Source organism: Kytococcus sedentarius (assembly GCF_041937525.1).
GTDB classification, from domain to species: Bacteria; Actinomycetota; Actinomycetes; order Actinomycetales; family Dermatophilaceae; genus Kytococcus; species Kytococcus sedentarius_A.
This window is the reverse complement of record NZ_CP169391.1, coordinates 2,152,937-2,175,590: the sequence shown is the minus strand read 5'-3', so window position 1 is coordinate 2,175,590 and position 22,654 is coordinate 2,152,937. Positions and strand designations below refer to the sequence as shown.

The following is a 22,654-nucleotide window of genomic DNA, read 5'->3' as shown; positions in this document are numbered from 1 at the left end:
TCCGAGCCTAGCGGTGACCGGGACCGTACTCTTTCCCCCATGGCTCGACCCTCCACCCCTCACGCCAACCCGTTGGTCGCCCTCGGCGCCTTCGTGGTGAGCTGCCTGATCGCCGGGCTGCTCGCGGCCGCGCTGTTCATCCCCCTGACCCTCGGCGTGGGGAAGACCACCGAGGCCGGCGTGACCTACTTCGAGGAGCTCCCCTCGGACTTCGGCTCCGGGGGTGTGGCCCAGCAGACCCGCATCGTCACGGCGGACGGCAAGCAGATCGCGGCACCGTTCGGGGAGAACCGCGTGGTGGTGGGGTCCGACGAGATCTCGCCGTGGATGAAGAAGGCCCAGGTGGCCATCGAGGACGAGCGCTTCGCCGAGCACAACGGGGCCGACCTGACCGGCATCGGCCGCGCCCTGGTGAACAACTTTGGCGGCGGGGGCACCCAGGGTGGATCCACCCTGACCCAGCAGTACGTGAAGGTCTCGCTGCAGGACCAGGCACTGCGCGACGGCGACCTCGAGGCCGCCCGCCGCGCCACCACCCAGAGCGGGCTGGCCGGTTACGCGCGGAAGCTGCGTGAGATCAAGTACGCGGTCTCGCTGGAGAAGACTCACAGCAAGGACGAGATCCTCACCAACTACCTGAACCTCGTCTACTACGGCGACCGTGCCTACGGCGTGGAGGCCGCGGCCCAGCACTACTTCTCCGTGCCGGCCGCCGACCTGGACATCGCCCAGTCGGCGCTGCTGGCCGGCATCGTCCGCTCGCCCGGCGCGAGCGACCCCATCAGCAACCCGGAGCGTGCCCTGGACCGCCGCAACGTGGTGCTGTACAAGATGCACGAGCTCGGTGACATCACCGACGAGCAGTACGAGGAGGCGGTGAGCTCCGACCTCGGCCTGGACGTCTCCTACACGCGCCGCTCCTGCGCCACCAGCGAGTACCCCTTCGTGTGCACCTACGTGGTGGAGTGGTTGCTGCGCCAGCAGGCCCTGGGCGAGAACGAGTCCGAGCGCCGCACCCGCCTGGACCGCGGTGGGCTGACCATCACCACCACCTTCGACAGCGCCCTGCTGGACCGCGCCACCAAGGAGCTGCGCGACGCCGTGCCGGCCGAGAACGACAACGCCGTGGCCGCCGCCGTGGCCGTGGTGGAGCCGGGTACCGGCAAGGTGCGGGCCATCGCCCAGAACCGCGAGTACGGCTTCGACCGCGGGTCCGGGCAGACCGCCGTGGGCTACTCGGTGGACCGCCCGTACACCACCAGCGGCGGTTTCGCGATCGGCTCCACGGCCAAGCTGTACTCGGCGGTGACCGCCATCCGCGACGGCTTCCCGGTGGAGGGTGAGATCGGCCTGCGCGACACGGTGGACCTCGCCTCCATCAACTCCCGGGGCGAGGAGCGGCAGGTGCCGAAGGCGGTCTTCCGACCGCAGGAGTTCGCCGAGTGCGCCAACGTGCAGGACGGCGAGCTGTGGGCCGTGCAGAACGACCACGGGCGCTTCTCGGACTCGATCGGCTTCAAGGAGGCCACCGAGGAGTCGGTGAACACCGCCTTCTCGGAGCTCACCACCGCACTGTCCCCCTGCCGGGTCCGCGACACCATGACCTCGATGGGGCTGCACCGCTCCCAGCTGGACGAGAACGGGGAGTACCTGCCCTTCTCCACCAAGCCGGGCTCGGTGGCTCTGGGCGCCGACGAGGCCAGCCCCCTGTCACTGGCCAACTCCTTCGCCACCGTGGCCTCCGGCGGCATGCGCTGCACCCCCTACCCGGTGGAGTCGGTGGCGGACTTCGAGGGCACCGAGATCCCGCTCGACGCCCAGCAGTGCGAGCGCGTGCTGGAGGAGGGTGAGGCCGCCGCGGTCACCGAGGTGTTCCGCTCCGTGCCGGAGACCACCGACGGTGGCGCCGCACGCGCCCGGCTCTCCGGTGGACGCGTGTCCGCCGGCAAGACCGGGACGGCCGACGGGTCGGACGAGACCTGGTACTCGGGCTACACGCCCCAGCTGGCGGCCTCGGTGTGGGTGGGAACGCCCGACAGCCTGGGCAACCTGCGGGACATCCAGCTGGGCGACCGCACCTACCCGGGGTGGCTGTACGGCTCCACCCTGGCCGCCCCGACCTTCCGCAAGATCATGGACTTTGCACACCGGGAGCTTCCCAACGAGTCCTTCCCCTCGCCCCCGGAGGAGCTGCGCGGCGGCACGCTGGTGGACGTGCCCGACGTCTCGGGCCTGACCGTCCTGGAGGCCCGGGAGGAGCTGCGCAAGGCCGGCCTGCTGGCGGTCAACACCAAGCCGTGGGCCCCCGGTGACGCCACCATCGAGCGCATCGAGACCTCCGACGGCGGCCAGCACGACACGTCCACCTTCGTGAAGCTGACGCCCCGCACGGACGAGGAGCAGCCCTCCCCGGAGAAGATCCGGGAGGAGCTGGAGGCCCAGGGCGACCGCGTGGAGGGATCGGTGTCGGACGGGGACACCGGCGAGAACTGATCAGGCCAGGTGCTTCTTCACCGCGGCGGCCACCCGGCCACCCTCGGCCCGGCCGGCGACCTTGGCCTGCGCGGCCTTCATGGCCTGGCCCATCTGTGACTTCTCGGTGACACCGGCCTCGGCGACGGCCTCGGCCACCAGGGTCTCGAGCTCGGCGTCGGACAGCTGCTGGGGCAGGTAGCCCTCGATGACGTCGAGCTCGGCCTGCTCGGTGGCGGCCAGCTCGGCGCGACCGGCCTTCTCGTACTCGGCGATGGCGTCGCGGCGCTTCTTGCCCTCCTTGGTGATCACGGCGAGCACCTCGTCATCCGTGAGCTCCTTGGCGGAGTCGCCGGCCACCTGCGCGTTCTGGATGGCCGTCATCACCATCCGCAGGGTGGAGGAGGTCACCTTGTCGCGGGCCTTCATGGCGGTGGTGAGGTCGGTGGAGATCTGCTGCTTCAGGTCGCTCATGGGGTGATCATCCCACCCGGCGCCGGCACCCGGTGCGATGATGGCCGCGTGATCACCACCTTCGCCCCCCGCCCCCCGGCGCCGCTGCGACCCCGCGGTGGTGCGTGGGACGCAGCCACCCTCGCGCGACGCACCGCGCTGGCCGTCGGCAGCGTGGCCGCCACCGGGGCGGCCTGCGTGGCCTGGGGCCACTTCGTGGAGCGGCACCTCTACACGCTGCGCCGCTTCACCGTGCCGGTGCTGCCCCCCGGCGCCCTGCCGCTGCGCGTGCTGCACGTGAGCGACCTGCACCTGGTGCCCGGGCAGGAGCGGCGGATGCGGTGGGTGCACGACCTCGCGGCCCTGGAGCCGGATCTGGTGGTGAACACCGGGGACAACATGTCCTCCCCGGCCGCGGTGCCCGACGTGCTGGCGACCTTCGACGAGCTGCTGGACCTGCCCGGGGTGTTCGTCTGCGGCTCGAACGACTACTACTCGCCGCGCTTCACCAACCCGCTGCGCTACCTCACGCAGGGCCGCAGCCACCACGATGGGACCCGCACCGAGCGCGACTTGCCGTGGCGGGAGCTGACGGCCGCCTTCCGCGAGCGCGGCTGGACCGACCTCACGCACGCGCGCTCCCGCATCGAGGTCGAGGGGGTGCGGCTCGAGTTCGTCGGGGTGGACGACCCGCACCTGGGGCTCGACGAGTACGAGCGCGTGGCCGGCCCCGCGGCCGACGACGCGGACCTGACGATCGGCGTCACCCACGCGCCCTACCAACGGGTGCTGGACGCGATGGTGGGCGACGGCGCCGGCCTGGTGCTCGCCGGACACACCCACGGCGGCCAGGTGTGCGTGCCCGGCTGGGGCGCGCTGACCACGAACTGCGACCTCGATGCCGGGCGCGTCAAGGGCGTCTCGCGCTGGTGGCCCGGTGCCGGCACGGCCGCCCGGGGCACCCCGGAGCCCGACGACGCCGCCTGGCTCGAGGTCTCCGCCGGCCTGGGGCACTCCCCGATGGCGCCCTACCGCTTCGCGTGCCGCCCCGAGGCCACCCTGTTGACCCTGGTGCCGCGGGAGTCCAGTGCTCCTGCGGACACCCGACCCACTCCCGAGAGGACCCCATGACCACGACACTCCAGGGCCGCACGATCCTGATGTCCGGCGGTAGCCGCGGCATCGGCCTGGCCATCGCACTGCGTGCCGCCGCCGACGGCGCCAACGTCGCGCTGCTGGCCAAGACCGACCAGCCGCACCCGGCGCTGGAGGGCACGATCCACACGGCGGCTGCCGAGATCGAGGCGGCCGGCGGGAAGGCCCTGCCGGTGGTGGGTGACGTGCGCTCCGAGGAGTCCGTGCGCGAGGCCGTCGCGGCGACCGTGGAGCGCTTCGGCGGCATCGACATCGTCGTGAACAACGCCAGCGCCGTGGACGTCTCCCCCGCCCGGGAGCTGCCGATGAAGAAGTACGACCTCATGCAGGAGGTCAACACCCGCGGCACCTACCTGCTGACCGCTGCGGCCATCGAGCACCTGGAGCGGGCGGAGAACCCGCACGTGCTGACCATGTCGCCGCCGCTGAACCTGGACCCGAAGTGGTTCGGCCCGCACACGGCCTACTCGATCAGCAAGTACGGCATGAGCATGGTGACCCTGGGCCTGGCCGAGGAGCTGCGGGAGGCCGGGATCGCCGTGAACTCCCTGTGGCCGCGCACCATCATCGCCACCGCCGCCATCCGGAACGTGCTGGGCGGGGAGGCCGCGATGGCGCGCGCCCGCGACCCCCGCATCATGGGCGATGCCGCCCACGCGATCCTCACGCGCCCGGCGCGGGAGGCCACGGGCACCTTCTTCGTCGACGACGAGGTGCTGGCCGAGACGGGCATCACCGACCTGTCGGTCTACGGCGGCAGCCCGGAGACGCTGCAGCCCGACATCTTCTTGGACTGACAGCCGCCCGCCGGAGGCCCTCCGGAGGTCACGGCGAACGCCGGATCGGCCCCCGCGGGCGCGCTCCCGGTGCGCGGGGCGTGCAATGATCCGGCCACCCATCCACCGTGCGCCCGGGAGTGAGCATGCCCCTCGTGATGAAGTTCGGCGGGTCCTCAGTGGCCGATGCCGACCGCCTGCGCCGCGCCGCGGACCTGGTCCGCTCCTCGATGGGGCGGACACCCCTGGTCGTGCTGTCCGCCACCGGCGGCACCACGAACACCCTCGTGGCCGCCTCGCACGCGGCGGCCGCCGGCCGGGTGGAGGAGGCCCTGGGCCTGAGCGCAGACCTACGCCGTCGCCACGAGGAGATCGCCGTCGACCTGTTGGGCGGGGTCGATGCCGGGCTGGCGCGGACCTTTGACGAGCTGTTCGGCGACCTCGACAGCCTGCTGCGGGCCGTGGCGATCCTGGCCGAGCTCTCCCCGCGCAGCCGCGACGCGATCCTGTCCACCGGCGAGCGCCTGTCCACCCGATTGCTCGCGGCTCACACGGGGTTCCCCCTGCTGGACGCCCGCGACCTGGTGCACACCGACTCGCGCCACGGGGCGGCCCGGCCCGACACCGACGCCATTGCGGCCGCCGTGGCCGAGATCGCACTCCCCGCCATCGAGGCCTCCGGCGCCGCCATCACGCAGGGCTTCATCGGGAGCGACCCGCACGGCACCACCACCACCCTCGGCCGGGGTGGGAGCGACTTCTCGGCCTCGCTGCTCGGGGCCGCCCTCCACGCCGACGAGGTGCAGATCTGGACCGACGTGGAGGGTGTGCTCACGTGCGACCCGCGCGTGGTGCCGTCGGCGCGCAGCGTGCACGAGGTCTCGGCGGCCGAGGCGGCTGAGCTGGCGGCCTTCGGCGCGAACGTGCTGCACCCGGCGACGATCGCGCCCGCCATGGCCGGTGGCGCGACGGTGACGGTGCGCCACACGCAGCGCCCCGAGGGTGAGTTCACCACCATCCGGCCCGGCGCTGTCAGCGCCCAGGCAGCCACGGCGATCGCGTCCCGGGGTCCGGTGACCCTGCTGACCGTGAGCTCGCCGAGGATGCTGGACCACGCCGGGTTCATGCAGCGGCTGTTCGAGGTGTTCGGCGAGCACCAGGTGAGCGTCGGCCTCATCGCCACCGCCGAGGTGAGTGTCTCGGTGACGGTGGAGGACGAGGTCGACCTGGAGGCGCTGCTGCGGGACCTCGGGGAGTTTGCGGAGGTGGAGGTCGCGCGGGGGCGGGCCATCATCGCCGTGGTGGGGGACCGGCTGCGCGCCACGCGCGGGTTGGCGGCGCGGGTGTTCTCCAGCCTGGCCCCGGTCGCGAACGTGGAGCTCATCAGCCAGGGCGCCAACGAGATCAACCTCTCGGTGGTGGTGCGCTGCGACGAGCGCGACGAGGCCCTCCGCGCCCTCCACGCCGGACTCTTCGAGGACGCCCCGCTCCCCGAGTGAGCGGGGCCGACACGCCGGCGCCCGGGCCGCTGCCGGGCGCCGGGACCCGGCCTCCCCGGCGGGCAACCCACCCCCTCAGTTGACACTGTGACGTGTCATGCATATATTGGTGACAGATCACCAACCCACTGAGGAGATTCGCATGAGCACCCTGACCGAGCTGAACGGCACCTACACCCTCGACCCGACCCACTCCCGCATCGGGTTCGTCACCCGCCACGCGATGGTCACCAAGGTGCGCGGCAACTTCAACGACTTCGAGGGCTCCGCCACCACCGGCGCTGGCCTGGAGAACGCCACCATCGAACTGACGGCCCAGACCGCCAGCGTCGACACCCGCAACGAGCAGCGCGACGGCCACCTGCGCACCGGCGACTTCTTCGACGCCGAGCAGTACCCGGCCCTCACCTTCCGCTCCACCGAGGTGACCGCCGCCGACGCCGACACCCTGCGCGTCACCGGCGACCTGACCATCAAGGACGTCACCCAGCCGGTCACCATCGACTTCGACTACGAGGGCGCGGCCGTCGACCCCTACGGCAACCAGCGCATCGGCTTCGAGGGCCGCACCAAGATCGCCCGCAGCGACTTCGGCCTCACCTTCAACGCCACCCTGGAGACCGGTGGCGTGCTGGTCAGCGAGGACGTGACCCTGGAGTTCGAGATCTCGGCGATCAAGAACGCCTGACCCCCTTGGTGACCAGGCCGGTCACCACCCCCCATGCCCGATGCCGGGCGACGGTCGCCCCCTTCGACCGTCGCCCGGCATCGTCGTGCGTACGGGCCCGTCACGCGCGGCCGTCCGCCCCCCGGTTGCCGCCGGCCCGGCCTGGTGCAAGCGTGGCGGGCATGAAGATGACCAAGGCCTCCACCATCGTGTTCGACGCCGCCGACCTCGAGGCGAGCAGCAGCTTCTGGGCCCAGCTGCTCGACGGCACCGTCACCCGGCGCGACGAGGACTGGCACGCCATCGAGCTGGATGGCCACTTCACCCTCGCCATCCAGCTGGACCCCGACCACCAGCCGCCCCAGTGGCCCGAGGGGCGCCCCCAGCAGGTGCACCTGGACTTCCACCCCGAGGACCTGGAGGCCGCCCACACCCACGCGCTGAAGATCGGAGCGGAGTACCTCGGCGAGGAGACCGAGCCCGCCCGGGAGGGCGGATTCCGGGTGTACGCCGACCCGGCGGGGCACCCCTTCTGCCTCTGCTGGTGACCCAGGGGTCGAAAACCCGTTGAGTCCTGCGGCAGACAGTGCTCCACTGCACCGGTGACCCACCCCAGCGCCCTGCGCCCGCTCCGCGTCGAGGACGCCCCGGCGATGGCGCGCATCTTGGCCGACCCTGCCCTCTACGCGTTCACCGGCGGCGAGCCGCCCACCGTCGAGGATCTCACCCGGCGGTACACGACCCAGACCCGCGGCGGGTCGGCCGACGGCACCGAGACGTGGGTCAACGAGATCGTGGTGCTGGCGACCGACGGCCGCCCCATCGGCTACGTGCAGGCCACCCTCCCCCACGACGGCGGCCCCGCAGAGGTCGCGTGGGTCATCGGCACCCCGTGGCAGGGCCAGGGCTTCGCCCGCCGCGCCGCGGAGCTGCTCGTGGCCGGGCTCCGTGCGCGTGGCGTCGAGCGCACCCTCGCCCACATCCACCCCCACCACGTCGCCTCGCAGCGCATCGCCCGCCACCTGGGGCTGGCCCCCACCGACACCGTCGTGGACGGCGAGGTCCGCTGGGAGGGCCCCCTCACGCAGCCGCCACCGGCCGCCGCCCCCTCCCCGGCGTAACGATGCGGGGACGGCGCCGCCCGCCGAAGCAGCCCACGACCGGGGCGTCCGCACCAGCCCCCGACCCCCCGTCGACCGGCGGCACCAGCGCGATGGCGGGGCGCAGCCACCGTGCCCGGGCCTCCACCGCCTGCCCGTCCAGCACCTGCCGCGCGACGGCCACCATCTCGTCCCTCGTCCTCAGGGGGTGAAGGTAGCGCCCCAGCCGCCCGTGTGACCATGGCGCGAGCACCGAACCCCCACCCCGCCCGACCCCGGAGGAGACCACCATGGGCCTGCGCCTCTCCCACACCACCTGGGACGCCCTCGACCCCCACACCATCGCCGAGTTCTGGCGGGAGCTGACCGGCTGGGAGGTCAGCGAGCCCGAGTCGTACCACCCCGGCTCGGACGAGTGCTACCTCGTCACCCCGGACGGCTACACGATCCTGTTCTTCCGCGTGCCCGACGCCAAGCGGCTGAAGAACCGGGCCCACATGGACCTGCGCCACTCCGGCACCTCCCGGGACGAGGAGGTCGAGCGCGCCCTGCGCCTCGGCGCCACGATGGTGGACGACCGCCGCGAGGACCTCTCCTGGGCCGTGATGGCCGACCCCGAGGGCAACGAGTTCTGCATCCTCGACGGCTGAACACCCACCCGCCGAGGAGGGGCGCCCCTCACCCGCCGGACAACGCCCCCCACGCGCTGACGGCCATCCACCCACCGGCGATGGCGGCGATCCACAGCAGGGTCGTCCTGGCCTCCCGCTCCAGCACCGGGATGAACCGCTCGAGCCGCGGCCAGACCCGGTCACCCACCGCTCCGGCCAGCCCGATGAGGACCAGCGCCGGGAGGATCATCACCAAGCAGTACCCCGCCAGCACGAGCAGCCGCACCGGCCAGCCGATCTCCATCCCGGAGATGATCGCCGTGCCCGCGAGGTACGGCACCATCGTGGCCGCCTCGGTGAGCGCCGCCCCCGCGCCGAGCGCCACCATCGCAGCCGGCGCGAGGGATTGCGGGGCCGGGCGGGGCCCGGTGCGGGTCCTCGGCGTGGGGGCGAGGATGCCGAACGCCAGCAGCACGACCCCCAGTGCGAGCTTCACCCACTGGGCGGGCTCGGTCTCGAAGGCCCGCAGGAACGGCCCCGTGAGCGCCTCGATGCCGACCACCAGCGCCACCCCGAGGGCGAAGTAGATGGCCACCACCGTCACGAGGTAGACGGTCAGCGGCCCCACATCGACCCTCCGCCGCGAGACCACCAGCGCGAGGGGGATCACCAGGGTGCCCACGCTCAGGCTGTCGAGCAGCGCCAGTCCGGCCAGGGCCAGCAGGTCTCCCATGATGCGCCTCTCTTACGATCGTATGACGAGGTGGAGAGCGTACCTTACGGTCGTACGAGAGGATGTGGCCATGCCGACCGACCCGATGCCGCGGCCCGCCGGGGCCCCTCCACCCACCCAGGTGCGCCTGGCCGAGGCGGCGATCCGCGTCATCGCCCAGCAGGGGTTCGATGTGGTGAGCGTGCGCACGGTGGCGGCCGAGTCCGGGCTCTCGGCCGGCACGGTCCAGTACCACCACCCGACCCGGCAGGACCTACTCGTCGCGGCCCTGACCCGCTCCGCCGAACGGCAGGCCGCCCGCGTGGAGACCGCCGTCCGCGCTGACCCCGCCACGTCGGAGTCCTTCCGCCGGGCCCTGCTGGTGGCCCTGCGCGAGCTCCTCCCGCTCGAGGGGGAACGCCACGAGGACGCCGCGGCCTGGGTGAGCTTCGGGGCGGCAGCCTCGACCCGCCAGTGGTTGGCCGACCTCTACTGGGTCGTGCTGCAGCAGATGCGCGATGGGGTGCGGACCCTCCTCGAGAACGCACAGGCCGCCGGCCGGCTCCGTGAGGGGCTGAACCCGGAGGAGGCGACGCGGGTGGTGACGGCGTTGGTCAACGGGTTGACCCTCGACGTCCTGAACGCCCCTGCGCCAGAGCGCGACCGGGCGGAGCAGGCGCTGGACCTCGGCCTGTCGCTGGTCCTGACCGACTGAGGTCGGGGGTCCCACCGCATCCCTTGCGGCCCGGGGCCGCCAGTGGAACGGTGGCGGGGGTCACCCCGCCCACCCCACCGCACCCCGAGAGGCCCCCCCTCATGAACACCGCCACCGCCACCGCATCCGCCGACCTGCCGGCCACCATGCTCGCCGCCGTCTGGCAGGGCGACTCGCCAACGCTCACCGTGGAGGAGATCCCCGTCCCGCAGCCGCAGCAGGGCGAGGCGCTGGTCCGCGTCACCGCCTGCGGCGTCTGCCACACCGACCTGCACGTGCTCAAGGGCGAGGTCGCCTTCCCCGGCCCGGCCGTGGTCGGCCACGAGATCAGCGGCACGATCGCGCAGGTGGGCCCGGGGGTCGAGGGGCTGGCCACCGGCGACCGCGTCGTGGGCGCCTTCGTCATGCCGTGCGGCCACTGCCGCCACTGCGAGCGCGACCGCGACGACATGTGCGAGACCTTCTTCGCCGAGAACCGCCTGAAGGGCAACCTGCTCGACGGCACCAGCCGCCTCACCCGCCCGGACGGCTCGCGCCTGTCCATGTACTCGATGGGGGGTATGGCCGAGTTCGCGGTCGTGCCAGTCACGGCCCTCACGGCGCTGGACGAGGCACTGCCCATGGACAGCTCGTGCGTGCTGGGCTGCGCCGGCTTCACGGCCTACGGGGCCCTCGCCGCATCGGGTCTGCAGGCCGGGGAGTCGATGGCGGTGGTCGCCGTCGGCGGGGTGGGCTCCAGCATCGTGCAGATGGGCAAGCACCTGGGCGCGAGCGCGGTGGTGGCCCTGGACGTCACGGACGAGAAGCTGGCCGGCGCCCGGGTACTGGGCGCCACGCACATGGTCAACACGGCAGCGACTGACGACCCCGCGGCCGCCGTGCGTGAGGCGGTGCCCGGCGGCGTGGACGTGGTCTTCGAGGCACTCGGCCGGCCGGAGACCTTCGAGCTCTCGCAGTCGCTGCTGGCCGACGGCGGCCGCATGGTGGCCGTCGGCATCGCCGCCGGGGACGCCACCGCGCGCGTGCCGATCACGCAGCTGGTGCGCCGTGGCCACACCATCCGGGGCTCGTTCGGAGCCCGCACCCGCAAGGACCTCCCCGCGGTGGTCGCCCTGGCCGCCGAGGGCGGGTTCGACGTTGCCGGCGCCGTGACGCGCACCTATGGCCTCGATGAGGTGGACCGCGCCTACCGCGACCTCGCCGAGGGGCGCATCACCGGCCGCGCGATCGTGGTGATGGGGCGATGACCCGCGCTCCGATCCGATGGTGGGCCGGCCCCCTCGACGCCGAGGGCCTGGCGTGGTCGTCAGTCACCGCCGCCCGCGACGCCACGGGGGAGCTGTGCCGGGCCCGCGGGCTGACGGTGGAGGTCGGCACCCGGCCCGCGCTCGTGGCCAGCGCGTTCGCCGCCATCGAGCACCTGCGCGTGCACGGGCGGGAGGCCCAGGGGTGGGCACCGCTCTCGGGCTTCGTCCCCACCGCCGAGGGATGGGTGCGCCTGCACGGCAACTACCCGCACCACGCCGCGGCGATCACCCGGGCCACCGGCGCCGGCACCCGTGAGGAGCTCACCGACGCCCTGGCCGAGCGCACCGCCCTCGAGGTGGAGGACGACATCACCGCCGAGCACGGCATCGCGGTGGCCGTGCGCACCTCCGAGCAGTGGCAGGCCCACCCGCACGGGGCGTCCACGGCCAACGAGCCGTGGGTTCTGCCCGAACCGGGCGGCGAGCGTGCGCCGCTGTCCCCCGACCCGGCTGCACCAATGGCCGGGGTGCGCGTGCTCGACCTCACCCGCGTCATCGCCGGCCCCACCTGCTCCCAGCTGCTGGCCTGTCTGGGAGCCGACGTGCTCCGCATCGACCCGCCGGGGCGCCCCGAGCTGCTGGACCAGCACCTCTCCAACGGTATGGGCAAGCGCTCGGCGGAGCTCGACCTACCGGCCGACGGCGAGGCGGTGAGGGCGCTGCTCCCCCGGGCCGATGTGGTACTCGTGGGCTACCGCCCCGGCTCGATGGCGCGCTTCGGGCTCGACCCGGGCACGCTGGCGGCGGAGCACCCGCACCTGGTGGTCGCGTCGCTCTCCGCGTGGGGCGAATCGGGCCCGTGGGCGCAGCGCCCGGGGTTCGACTCCATCGTCCAGGCGGCCACCGGCATCGCGGTCCGGTGCGGGGACGGCGAGCGCCCGGGCGCGCTGCCGGTGCAGGCCCTCGACCACTCCACCGGCTACGTGATGGCCGCGGAGGTGCTGCGGCACCTGGCCCGGGCGCGTGCCGGCATCGTGCGGGTCAGTCTGCTCGGCGCTGCCCGCACCCTGCTGGCCGCACCGGCTCCTGCCGACGAGCCCCTCGAGGACCTGCCCGCCGAGCGGGTGGAGGTCGACTCACCGCACGGGCACCTGGGGACGACCCCGCCCCCGCTCACCCTCGACGGCGCGACGATCGAGCGCCCCGTCAGCGGCTACGGCGCCGCGATGCCGGAGTGGGTGGGCTGAGCCGCGCCCCCACGCCAGCGTGTGGAGCCCCTCGAGCGCCAGCAGGCGCGCGTCAGACGTGACCAGGGTGAGCGACTCCAACATCGCCGGCGCCGCCATCATCGGGTCGAAGGGGTCCCGGTGCCCCCACTGCAGCAAGCCCGCGAGGGTCGTCGAACCGGGCGGGTCGTCGATCAGCAATCGGCAACCTTCGGCCAGGACGGCGTCGTTCGCCGTGTCCCACGACAGGTCAAGAGCTTCGGCAATCCTGGCGATCGTCAGATGCTGGGCCACCAGGCCAACCAAGGCCCAGCGCACCGCTGCCCGTGAGAGCTTCGCCCGTGGCTCGGCTGCGGCTGTGGTGTCCTGACGCCACACCCGTCGGCAGGTCGCGCAGCGATAGCGACGCACCCTGACCAGCAGCGTTGTTGGCCGTCCTCTGCAGGGCTCGTGCGCCAGGCGCTGCCCGACCACGACGAGGCCGAGCTCGTCCAGGCGGCAGAACGTGGTCAGGTCAGGGCAGTGGAAGGTAGCGTCGCTCACGTCGAGGTCTTCTGGATGGGTTGGTGTAGGAACCCCCATCATCAGGGGACCTCGACCCAACTCCCGACCCCGTCACGCCACCGCCGCTACACCCTCAGATCGGATGAGCCGGTTATGGCACTCCTCACAACGCAGATCGGCCCTGGCCGCGGATTCCGCTGGCCAGGGCCGATCTGTGGTGGTCGGGGTGACAGGATTTGAACTGTCTACGCCCGGCCTGACGATCTCCGCTCCAGCCATGGATCACAGGCATCTGGCCTGCAATACTGCGGACTGTACGCGTGGCTGGATCCAGCCACAAGCGGACACGAGAGGTGTCCAGTTATGGCAGGCATATGGCAACTTGTGTCACTGGGAGGCTGAGGCATGACTCGCGCCAAGCGGGAGTTCGGCACCATCCGCAAGCGGAGCAAGCGGTGGTCGGCCCACTACATGGGCCCGGACCAAGCGTTCCACTACGGCCCGACCACCTTCGAGACGAAGGCGGACGCTGAGACCTGGCTCATGGGGGAACGCCGCCTCATCCAGCGCGAGGAGTGGACCCCACCCAAGGGGCGCCGCAAGAAGGTCCTCAAGCAGAGCCTCGCTTTCGAGGTGTACGCAGAGCGCTGGCTGGCCAACCGTGAGCTCAAGCCCCGCACGGCCGACCAGTACCGCCGCCTGATGGACCGGTTCCTCCTGCCGGGATTCCGCGGCCTCCCCCTGCGCAACATCACCCCAGCGGACGTGCGGGAGTGGTACGCGACCCTTGACCCCAGCCGCCCCACCCAGCGTGCGCATGCCTACTCGCTGCTGCGCAGCGTGCTGCAGACGGCGTTCGAGGACGAGCTGGTGGGTAGCAACCCGTGCAAGATCCGCGGGGCCTCGGTCACCAAGCGGGCACGCCGTGTGGAGCCGGCGACGCTGGACGAGATGGCCCTGCTCATCGAGCACCTGCCCGGCCGTTATGGCGCCTTGGTGCTGATCGGGGCGTGGTGTGGCCTGCGACTCGGGGAGATGATCGAGTTGCGCCGCAACGACGTAGACCTCAAGCACGGCGTCATCCGGGTGCGACGAGGCCTGGTGCGCGTCCGCGGCGAGGTGTCCGTCGGCACACCCAAGACCCAGGCCGGTATCCGTGACGTGGCGATTCCGCCTCACCTCATTTCCGAGCTCCGGGCCCACCTCGACACGTTCGTCGGCCCGGCACCTGATGACCTGGTGTTCCCCTCCGTGGGCGACCGCAACACCCAGGTGCACCCCAACACCATCTACCGACACTGGTACCGGGCCCGGGAGGCGGCCGGCCGCCCTGATCTGCGGATCCACGACCTGCGCCACACAGGCGCCGTGATGGCCGCGCAGTCGGGGGCGACCATCGCAGAGCTCATGGCACGCATCGGCCACTCCACCCCGCAGGCAGCGATGCGCTACCAGCACGCGGCACAGGGACGTGACGCGGCGGTGGCTGCCCGGATGTCGGAGATCGCGGCCACCGGCTCTTATAACTACGGGCAGCTCGTCCCTGTGAAGGGGCAGGCTTCCAGGTCAAGAACCTGTTGACGTCGCAGGGCCTCCATCAGCGGATGATTACTGGGGGCCAGACGCATGAAGTCGAACTGGACCCACCTCGCCGCGCACAGCGCGCTCACTCGCTGCACCCCACTGGCCTTGAGCGCCTCCACGGCGCTCTGAGCGCGGTTTCCAGTCACCCAGGTGTCGTCTACAAGCAGGCAATGCTCACGGGGAGTGGGGTTCTCGACAGAGAAGAGGTCAGCCTGAACCCTCTGCCTCACAGCGGAAACCCCAGTGTGGGCCAGTTCGATCTCAACTCCCGGCAACGGCGGCAGGACGTTCCGGAGAGCGGTACCCGGCCGTCCGCTCGTGGACGGGACAAAGGCCCAAGAATCGAAGGCCGCCCCTGCAAGTCGCCCGGCGCATGCGAGATGGTCCACCCCAACGGCCAGCATGAGGCGTACATCAGCCACCTGTTTAGTGGCTCTTCACAATCCAGGGTGTAGGTGGGATCTGGGCCCGCCGGTCTCGAGGAGTGCCCTCAAAGGAGAACCGCGTATCTCGGCGGTGGCGCCAGTTGGCCGGCGGCGCCGTTCAAGCGTTGGGGGCCGACGCGTCACCCCGGACCCTCAGTCGACCCCGGCTCCTCCAGTGGGACTCTCGCCGCCGCGCTGAGGATTCTTGACCAAACCTTTACCTGTGCGTCGATTTCTGCGCTGGGGTTGGCGCTATCTTGGGTGCGACCACGTGAGCGCTGGGCTGGGGTGGGGCGTGAAGGAAGCGTTCTGTGTCGGGTTCGTCGTGGTGGGGTGGTGGTGTGCATGTGCGCCGGTGGGTGGTGCGCTGAGTGAGCCTGCTGGTGTCCTTCGTGATGGTGGTGACGCTGCCAGACCACGCTGCGGCTGATCCCTCGACTCCGGCGTACCCGGGGGACGAGGGTGCGGTAACGGTTGCTCCGGCTGCAGATGTGCATCAGGCCGCTGATGTCGTAACTGCTGGTGTGGCTGCTGCGGTCTCTGGGCGGCCGGTCCAGGTGGAGTCGTTGACTGATGAGTTCTCCATCACGTCGGTCAACCCGGATGGTTCGTTCACCACCCAGCAGGCGGCTGGCCCGGTCCGGTTCAAGGATGGGCAGGGCCAGTGGCAGGACATTGACCTGGACTTGGGGGCAGACGGCTCCGGCGCGTTGATGCCTGGCTCGCACCCGTTGGACATGTCGGTGGGGGCGCTGGCCGCTGGTGGCAAGGGTCGAGGCGTTTCGGTGGTGCACCCTGGTGGTGGCCGGCAGGTGGTGTGGCAGCTGCCGTTGTCTGGTGACCCGCAGGTTGAGGGCAATCGTGCGGTGTACGTCGACGCGTGGCCAGGGGTTGACGTGGCTGTCGAGGCGCGGCGCTCTGGGTTCGAGCAGACTTTCCTCGTGCAGGACCGGGCCGCTGTGGACTCCCTGGCTGGTGGGGAGCGGGTCGAGTTCAGGATCCCGCTGCTGACCAAGGGGTTGACGGCTCGTCGGGGCAAGGACGGGGTGGTGGAGTTCGTGGACGCCAAGGGCACGGTGGTCTCCACCGTCGTGGCCCCGGTGGCGTTCGACGCGCAGGTCGACGAGCGCTCCGGCATCCCGACCTCCACCACGCCGGTCGACTTGAAGGTTCGTCCGACCGCGGGGAAGGGCCGGGCCGAGATGGTCGTGTCGCTGGATCGGGCCTGGATGGAGTCCCCTGAGCGGGTCTTCCCCATCACGGTGGACCCTACCTACGCGGCGGTCTCGTTGAAGCCTACGGTGGATGGGTATGTGCAGAAGGCATGGCCGTCCTCGTCCAGTGGCGCGACGGATGACGAGTTGCTGGTGGGGACGTATGACGGTGGTGGGCACGTGATGCGCTCCTACCTGTCCTTCGACACGGTGGGGTTGAAGGGCCGGCAGGTGATGTCGGCCGAGCTGTCCCTGTGGGAGAACCACTCCTACTCCTGCACCCCCACCACCGTCGCCGCCCACGAGCTCTCCCAGCCCGTGACCGGGACGGTCGCCTGGTCCTCGATGCCTTCCTTCACCACCACCCCGGCCGGTCAGGTGGACGCTGCCAAGGGCTACTCGAGCACGTGTACCGCGGGGCTGGTGAGCATCCCCGTCACCGCCACCGTTCAGCGATGGTCTGAGGGGACTGGGGGCAGCAGGTCGCTGCTGGTGAAGGCCGGGAGTGAGACGAGCAGCTCGGGGTGGAAGCGCTTCGACTCCAGCGAGGGTGCGCACCCGCCGGTGCTGAAGTACACGTACAACCGTCCTCCGGCTACACCGTCGGTGCCAGTCCTCTCGGAGGGGACCTCCTCGGTGTACACCGACCCGTCGACGGGAAAGACCACGGTGTGGACCTCCTCGGCGCGTCCGCGTTTCGAGGCCTCGACGAGCGACCCCGACTTCAACTGGGCGAAGCTGGAGTTCGAGGTGCACTCCTCCACGACCCCGTCGGCGTCGACGTTGGTGGCCTCGTGCACGACGAGCAGCGCCCGTGGGGGCACGGTCCTGGGCTGCACCCCGGGAGTAGACCTGGCGGACAACCGGACCTACTTCGTGCGTGCTCGGGCCGTTGACTCCGCGGGCAAGACCCTGTCCTCGGGGTGGAGCGGGATGAAGACGTTCTACTCCTCACGGTCGAAGCCGGATACCCCGGTGATCTCCTGCCCTGACCCGTACGCGGATGGGTCGTGGAGCGACACCGCCCCGGGCAGGGACGTGTCGTGCACCGTCTCGGCGGCCTCGCCCACGATCTGGGGACGTTCCTCGCAAATCACGGTCCAGGTCGACGAGGGCGACCCGGTGACCTACCCGATCCGGGCGTCGTCGGACACCGCCACGGCGTCGGTGACGGTGACGGTACCGGGCAAGGCGGGTGGTCACACGATCCGCGCCACGGGTACGTCCAGGTCGGGGGTGGAGTCTGACCAGGTCACGTACAGCCTGGGTTACGGCGGGGCGGGGCTCAGCGCCCCGGTCGCCGATCCCCGTCCGACGGTGACGGGGGTGGTGCCGGTCAAGGCCATCGCCCCGCCGGCGGCCTCCGGTCAGAGCGTGACCGCGGTCGTGAAGTACCGGACCGCGGGCTCGGCAGGGGACTCCCAGGCCGGGAACTGGTTCACCGCTGAGGCACCTCTGCAGGTGTCCCAGTCTGGTGGGCAGAGCGTGGCCAGCGGCAACTGGGACACCGCCGCGGCCTCCACCAACACCAACACCGGGGCCGACCCCCGGGTCCCGGTCGTCCTGGAGATCCAGGTGTGCTTCACCTACGGCGGGGGGGCCACCAAGTGCACCGGGGAGTCCGAGGCACGGTCGGTGTTCCGGGTGCCCCACGCGTTCGGGGACGGGTTCCCCACCGCTGAGGCAGGCCCGGGCCAGGTGGCCCTGCGCACCGGTGAGTTCCAGACCTCAGTCACCGACGCGTCGGTCCCGGGGTACTCCGGGGACATGGTCGTGGGTCGCTCGCACGCGACCTTCGGCCTGCCGGCCACCACCTCCCAGGAGGTGTTCGGCCCCGGGTGGGTCGCCAACCTCGCCGGCAGCGAGGCCGGGCTTGCGGATGCGACCCTGATCGACAACACGACGCTGGACGGTTCCCTGGTCCTGGTGGACGGCACCGGGGAGGCGCTGGTCTTCGACCCACCGTCCTCGGCCACCGGCTCCTACGCCGCCCGGACCGGCACCTACCTGGAGCTCGGGTTCTGGCTCCCGGGCAGCCAGCAGACGCTGGACGCGGGCATCTCAGCCCGGGTCAGGGGTTCGGGCACGGGCCGCTACGTGGAGCTCACCGACCTGGACGGCAACGTCACGGTCTTCAAGCCCTCGACCCTCCCGCAGACGGGCAAGGCCGCGGTGTTCACCGCCTCCTCGGTCGCGGAGGCGGGCGTCCCGGGCGTGACCTCCTTTGTGTGGGACGCCCAGGGACGGGTGACCCGGATCATCGCCCCCGCCCCGGAGGTGGGCACCTGCCCGACCACCGGGACGGTGAGCACCAAGGGCTGCCGCGTGATGGACATCTCCTACGGGACCACGACCGGTGGCACCGACGTCGCGGGCCAGGTGAAGTCCATCTCCGCGACCCTGTGGGACCCGGCCAACAGCACGATGAAGATCACGACTGTGGCCTCCTACGCCTACGACCCGGCCACCAAGCGCCTGACCTCGGTGACCGATCCGCGCACCGGCCTGAAGACCACGTACTCCTACGACTCCCAGGGCCGCCTCACCGGCCTGACACCCCCGGGCCTGACCGGGTTCACCCTGGAGTACATCGGGGGGACCGGCACCACCCCGGCGCAGCTCACTGCCGTCAAGCGCGGCGGCACCCAGCTCTCCCGGTTCATCTACGACATCAACCCCACCAGCCCCCCGGCCGGCATGCCTGCCCTGACCGCTGGTGTGATCGCGAAGTGGGGACAGCCCGCTGACCAGGCCCCCACCTACGCCGCGGCGGTCTTCTCCGCCGACAAGCCGATCACCGCGACGACCGCGGGGAGCGTCGCCGCGGCCGACTGGCCCTACGCCGAGCTCTCCTACACCACGGCCCGGGGGTACACGGTGAACACCGCCTCCTACGGGGCCGGCCAGTGGCAGATCGAGGCCTCGGTGTACGACCAGCACGGCAACGTGGTCCGTTCCCTGGACGCCGGGGCGATCGCCAAGACCGGGGCCTTCGGGTCCACCGGGCTGGAAGAGGGCGAGGCCCCCTGGGATGCCGAGCAGGTCCAGCACCTGGCCGAGCTGACCCAGTACAACGCCCAGGACATCACCACCGCAGACGGCACCGTCCTGGCACCGGCCGGCACCCTGGTCACCGACCAGTGGGGCCCGGCCCGCACCAGCCAGGTCCCCGGCCTGGGCATCGTGGAGGGCGTGCGTCTCCACACCGTGACCCGATACGACGAGGGCGCCCCCAACGGTGGCCTGAACCCGGCCTCGGGCACGGGCTACAACCTGACCACCTCGGTCACCACCACGGCCGCTGACGCCCAGGGCACTGACCTGATCGACCCGGCGACCGGAGCCCCAGTCGTGCTCTCCAAGACGACGACCTCCTATGACCCCATCGCCCCGGGAACCGGGTCGGGCTGGGACTTCGCGACCCCCACCAAGGTCACGGAGGGCTTCGCGGGGACCACGACCACCACCACGACCGCCCTGGACTCCCAGGGCAGGGTCATCCAGGAGAGGCAGCCCTCCGAGGCCACTACCGGGGACGGCCCGGGCACCCGGGCCACGGTCTACTACACCTCGGGCACCAACACCCAGGATTCGGCCTGCGGGAACGCACCCCAGTGGGCCGGCCTGGTGTGCACCCAGGGACCGGCTGCCACACCGACCACCGGACACCCCACCGAGCGGATCACCAGCTACAACATGTGGCTGGCCCCGGCCGTGACGAAGGAGACCTCCAACGGCGCCACCCGGACCACGACCACCACCTTCGACGGTGCCGGTCGGCCGGTCACGAGCAAGCTCTCGGCCACCGGCCTGACCGGTTCGGACCCGGTGCCGTCCACCCGCACCACCTACAGCCCGGCCACGGGCCTGCAGGCCAAGATTGAGGCGATCGATGCCGGTGGGGCGGTGACGTCGTCCATCGGGTACGCCTACGACTCGTGGGGTCGGCAGACCGGGTACACCAACTCCCAGGGTGAGGTGACCACCACGGCATATGACGCGGCCGGTCGGGTGGCGTCGGTGAGCGACCCGAATGGGTCCTCGACGTACGCCTACGACGGAGTGGATGCTGCGGGCCGGTCCGAGCGGCGTGGCCTGCCCACCAAGGTGACCCATTCCTCTGGCGGGCGGAGCTATGAGTTCACCGGGGCGTACGACGCGAACGGCACCCTGGTCGAGCAGGGCGCGCCCGGTGGGATCACCCAGCGGTGGAAGACCGACGCCGCTGGTGAGCCGGTCGAGCAGTTCGTGTCCGGCCCGGTGACTGACCCCGAGACCGGGCAGAAGACCACCGGTGCCTGGTTGGGGTGGTCGTTGTTGAATGATCCGGCTGGCCGGGTCGCGGTGGAGTCCACCCCGGCCGGCGCGGTCCTGGACGGTACCGACACCACCACCGGTGATGGGTCTAGTGGTGTGGGTGATGGGTACGGGTACGAGCGGTCGTACTCCTACGACCCGGTGTCGCGCCTGACCGGGGTGACTGATGCCACGGCCACGACCAGTGCAGGGACGGTGACCACCGTCCCTGGCCAGGAGAGTGCCCCGGCGGTGTGTCAGCAGCGGACGTACGGGTTCGATGTGAACTCCAACCGGACCAGGTCGACCTCGAGCGACTGCGCGGGTCAGGCCGCCACGTCTACGTCGTGGGCGTACAACGCGGGCGATGCCCAGGTGACCGGGGCGGACGGTCAGGGGTCGTACGTGTATGACGCGTTCGGCCGCCAGACGACCATCCCGAAGGCCGATACGCCCACCGGTGCCGGTGACATCTCGATCGGGTACTACGACGACGACGCTGCCCAGATGCTGGTCCAGGGTGGTGTGGTCACGACCTTCACCCGGGATGCTGCTGGTCGCAGGTTGGTGCAGGACACCTCGGCGTGGGCGACGACGCCAGAGGCGGAGTCGGCCGTGGGGTCCTTGGAACGGCACTACTCGGATGATTCGGACAACCCGGCGTGGGTGTCCTTCGAGGGTGGTTCGCAGCGGTACCTGCCCGGTGTGGGTGGTGACCTGGGTTTGCAGATGACCACCCGGGGTGGCACGGCAACCACGGAGCTGACCGTTACGAACCCCCACGGGGACGTGGTCACCACCATCCCCCTGGGTGACGGGGACACGGTGATGGGGATCAGTGCGTGGTCTGACTACACCGAATACGGCACACCCCGCATCCCGGCCACCACCGGCCGGGTTGAAGGAGCTGCCGGGTACGGGTGGGTGGGTGGCAAGGAACGCGCCACTCCCGCTGGCACGTTCGGCCTCACCCTGATGGGCGCCCGGTTGTACAACCCCGTCACCGGCCGCTTCACCACCACCGACCCCGTCCACGGCGGCAACCCCAACACCTACACCTACCCGGTCGACCCCATCAACCTGACCGACCTCAACGGCTTGTGGTCCTGGGGCAAGCGCAAACTGCGGAGTGCCAAGAGGTTCACGAGCCGGCGAATCTCGTGGGCAGTGGGTGATTCGCGGAGTGCACGGTACACGCGAGAAGCCTGTAGTTGGGCGCCGGGTCTGACCGGAAGCGCATGCAGCGGGGGATATTCTCTGCTCTACTTGAAGCGCGGAAACAAGCGAGCGGCTGGCCGATGGGCTGCGTCTGGCGCCTTGTCTGCGTTCGGGGGAAACTATGCTAATAAGGCCCTCAAGTCACGGCACCTATTTGGATCTCCCCCGAAACTGCGAAAGCGCGGCCTTTTTAAAGCGTCTGGGCGTCGTGTGCGGTTCAGTCAAAGAAGGGTGGCGATCTACATCTCGTCGAACCTCCACGGCAGCGCGTTCTCTACCTTTGTAATGTCGTTCTGGAGGTAAGCCATGGTGGGGAACAGGTGGTCAAGTCCCGGCCCGTTCCAGGCGTTTATATTCGTCGCCCTGGGGTGGTCGCCTGTGTTATCTCTGATGGCGTACTTTGACCTCAGTGTCGAGTGGCTTCTAGTGGTTGCAACTGCGCCGTTGATGCAAGGTTTGCTCAGTGCCTATTCTGCGAGGACTAGAATCCATTTGGATGCGCGGGGGGTGAGTGTTAAAACATCCGACAAAGTTCGATGGTTTGATCTCGACATAGTTCGCCTCAGTTGGAATCACGGAGAATCATCCAAGTTGTTCTCACCTAACGGGGTGGGGGCATCTTTGTGCATTCGGGATCCCGCCGGTGGGGGCGGTTGTCACGAGTTGCAGTACTCGCTTCGGCCACTCGAATGGCTTGCCCGAAGGAAGATTGAAAGGATTGTCGGCTACTCACTGAAGGCGTGAGATGTGGATTGAGCGCCGGCGCAGGACCCAGCATGC

Annotated in this window: 15 protein-coding genes and 1 pseudogene; 13 read left to right on the top strand and 3 right to left on the bottom strand. The window is 70.8% G+C overall.

Annotated elements, in window-relative coordinates; translation table 11 throughout:
• Positions 1-39 precede the first annotated feature (39 nt).
• Positions 40-2,493: a transglycosylase domain-containing protein gene (locus ACEY2A_RS10140; protein WP_374928458.1), complete on the top strand. Its 2,454-nt coding sequence runs from the start codon at positions 40-42 to the stop codon at positions 2,491-2,493.
• Here the strand turns inward: ACEY2A_RS10140 and ACEY2A_RS10135 are convergent, their stop codons facing one another.
• On the bottom strand, positions 2,494-2,946 hold the full coding sequence (locus ACEY2A_RS10135) for a GatB/YqeY domain-containing protein (RefSeq protein WP_374928457.1): 453 nt from the start codon (positions 2,944-2,946) through the stop codon (positions 2,494-2,496).
• A 48-nt stretch (positions 2,947-2,994) separates the two neighbouring features.
• Between ACEY2A_RS10135 and ACEY2A_RS10130 the strand changes: the two genes are divergently transcribed.
• The 7 genes from ACEY2A_RS10130 to ACEY2A_RS10100 all read left to right on the top strand — a co-directional run bounded on the left by ACEY2A_RS10130 (position 2,995) and on the right by ACEY2A_RS10100 (position 8,772).
• Positions 2,995-4,056 (top strand): metallophosphoesterase, encoded by a 1,062-nt coding sequence (locus ACEY2A_RS10130; protein ID WP_374928456.1) that lies wholly within the window; start codon positions 2,995-2,997, stop codon positions 4,054-4,056.
• Complete coding sequence (locus tag ACEY2A_RS10125) at positions 4,053-4,877, top strand: SDR family oxidoreductase (RefSeq protein ID WP_374928455.1); 825 nt, start codon at positions 4,053-4,055, stop codon at positions 4,875-4,877. The genes ACEY2A_RS10130 and ACEY2A_RS10125 overlap by 4 nt, the downstream gene beginning before the upstream one ends.
• A 125-nt stretch (positions 4,878-5,002) precedes the next feature.
• Positions 5,003-6,355 carry an aspartate kinase gene (locus ACEY2A_RS10120; RefSeq protein WP_374928454.1) on the top strand — a complete coding sequence of 451 codons (1,353 nt, stop codon included), beginning with the start codon at positions 5,003-5,005 and terminating at the stop codon, positions 6,353-6,355.
• Positions 6,356-6,497: 142 nt separating this feature from the next.
• Positions 6,498-7,043, top strand: a complete 546-nt coding sequence (locus ACEY2A_RS10115; RefSeq protein WP_374928453.1) for a YceI family protein — start codon at positions 6,498-6,500, stop codon at positions 7,041-7,043.
• Positions 7,044-7,204: 161 nt separating this feature from the next.
• Complete coding sequence (locus ACEY2A_RS10110; RefSeq protein ID WP_374928452.1) at positions 7,205-7,570, top strand: VOC family protein; 366 nt, start codon at positions 7,205-7,207, stop codon at positions 7,568-7,570.
• Between the two features lie 54 nt (positions 7,571-7,624).
• Entirely contained in the window at positions 7,625-8,143 is a 519-nt protein-coding gene (locus tag ACEY2A_RS10105; RefSeq protein WP_374928451.1) for a GNAT family N-acetyltransferase, read from the top strand.
• A gap of 269 nt (positions 8,144-8,412) precedes the next feature.
• Entirely contained in the window at positions 8,413-8,772 is a 360-nt protein-coding gene (locus ACEY2A_RS10100) for a VOC family protein (protein WP_015780443.1), read from the top strand.
• A 28-nt stretch (positions 8,773-8,800) separates the two neighbouring features.
• Here the strand turns inward: ACEY2A_RS10100 and ACEY2A_RS10095 are convergent, their stop codons facing one another.
• Positions 8,801-9,466, bottom strand: coding sequence for a GAP family protein (locus tag ACEY2A_RS10095; RefSeq protein WP_015780444.1), 666 nt, complete (start codon positions 9,464-9,466; stop codon positions 8,801-8,803).
• 70 nt (positions 9,467-9,536) lie between these two features.
• Here ACEY2A_RS10095 and ACEY2A_RS10090 point away from each other — a divergent pair, with 70 nt between their 5' ends.
• The 3 genes from ACEY2A_RS10090 to ACEY2A_RS10080 all read left to right on the top strand — a co-directional run bounded on the left by ACEY2A_RS10090 (position 9,537) and on the right by ACEY2A_RS10080 (position 12,654).
• Complete coding sequence (locus tag ACEY2A_RS10090; RefSeq protein ID WP_015780445.1) at positions 9,537-10,160, top strand: TetR/AcrR family transcriptional regulator; 624 nt, start codon at positions 9,537-9,539, stop codon at positions 10,158-10,160.
• A gap of 101 nt (positions 10,161-10,261) precedes the next feature.
• On the top strand, positions 10,262-11,407 hold the full coding sequence (locus ACEY2A_RS10085; RefSeq protein WP_374928450.1) for a zinc-binding dehydrogenase: 1,146 nt from the start codon (positions 10,262-10,264) through the stop codon (positions 11,405-11,407).
• Complete coding sequence (locus ACEY2A_RS10080) at positions 11,404-12,654, top strand: CoA transferase (RefSeq protein WP_374928449.1); 1,251 nt, start codon at positions 11,404-11,406, stop codon at positions 12,652-12,654. The genes ACEY2A_RS10085 and ACEY2A_RS10080 overlap by 4 nt, the downstream gene beginning before the upstream one ends.
• Positions 12,655-12,816: 162 nt before the next feature.
• Here the strand turns inward: ACEY2A_RS10080 and ACEY2A_RS10075 are convergent.
• A pseudogene (locus ACEY2A_RS10075) lies at positions 12,817-13,176 on the bottom strand (ISL3 family transposase); the annotation flags it as partial.
• Between the two features lie 366 nt (positions 13,177-13,542).
• On the opposite strand from ACEY2A_RS10075, the gene ACEY2A_RS10070 reads away from it, so the two are divergent.
• Together ACEY2A_RS10070 and ACEY2A_RS10065 are read left to right on the top strand one after the other, a co-directional pair.
• A complete protein-coding gene (locus ACEY2A_RS10070) occupies positions 13,543-14,718 on the top strand; it encodes a tyrosine-type recombinase/integrase (protein WP_374928448.1) in 1,176 nt (391 codons plus the stop codon).
• Between the two features lie 994 nt (positions 14,719-15,712).
• Positions 15,713-22,177, top strand: a complete 6,465-nt coding sequence (locus tag ACEY2A_RS10065; RefSeq protein ID WP_374928447.1) for a DNRLRE domain-containing protein — start codon at positions 15,713-15,715, stop codon at positions 22,175-22,177.
• The last annotated feature ends 477 nt before the right edge of the window (positions 22,178-22,654 follow it).

What these genes read in the sequence shown, in the direction of transcription:
- ACEY2A_RS10140 (WP_374928458.1), top strand. Translation starts at nt 40, where the DNA reads ATGGCTCGACCCTCCACCCCTCACGCCAACCCGTTGGTCGCCCTCGGC.
- ACEY2A_RS10135 (WP_374928457.1), bottom strand. Translation starts at nt 2,946, where the DNA reads ATGAGCGACCTGAAGCAGCAGATCTCCACCGACCTCACCACCGCCATG.
- ACEY2A_RS10125 (WP_374928455.1), top strand. Translation starts at nt 4,053, where the DNA reads ATGACCACGACACTCCAGGGCCGCACGATCCTGATGTCCGGCGGTAGC.
- ACEY2A_RS10120 (WP_374928454.1), top strand. Translation starts at nt 5,003, where the DNA reads ATGCCCCTCGTGATGAAGTTCGGCGGGTCCTCAGTGGCCGATGCCGAC.
- ACEY2A_RS10115 (WP_374928453.1), top strand. Translation starts at nt 6,498, where the DNA reads ATGAGCACCCTGACCGAGCTGAACGGCACCTACACCCTCGACCCGACC.
- ACEY2A_RS10110 (WP_374928452.1), top strand. Translation starts at nt 7,205, where the DNA reads ATGAAGATGACCAAGGCCTCCACCATCGTGTTCGACGCCGCCGACCTC.
- ACEY2A_RS10100 (WP_015780443.1), top strand. Translation starts at nt 8,413, where the DNA reads ATGGGCCTGCGCCTCTCCCACACCACCTGGGACGCCCTCGACCCCCAC.
- ACEY2A_RS10095 (WP_015780444.1), bottom strand. Translation starts at nt 9,466, where the DNA reads ATGGGAGACCTGCTGGCCCTGGCCGGACTGGCGCTGCTCGACAGCCTG.
- ACEY2A_RS10090 (WP_015780445.1), top strand. Translation starts at nt 9,537, where the DNA reads ATGCCGACCGACCCGATGCCGCGGCCCGCCGGGGCCCCTCCACCCACC.
- ACEY2A_RS10085 (WP_374928450.1), top strand. Translation starts at nt 10,262, where the DNA reads ATGAACACCGCCACCGCCACCGCATCCGCCGACCTGCCGGCCACCATG.
- ACEY2A_RS10080 (WP_374928449.1), top strand. Translation starts at nt 11,404, where the DNA reads ATGACCCGCGCTCCGATCCGATGGTGGGCCGGCCCCCTCGACGCCGAG.
- ACEY2A_RS10070 (WP_374928448.1), top strand. Translation starts at nt 13,543, where the DNA reads ATGACTCGCGCCAAGCGGGAGTTCGGCACCATCCGCAAGCGGAGCAAG.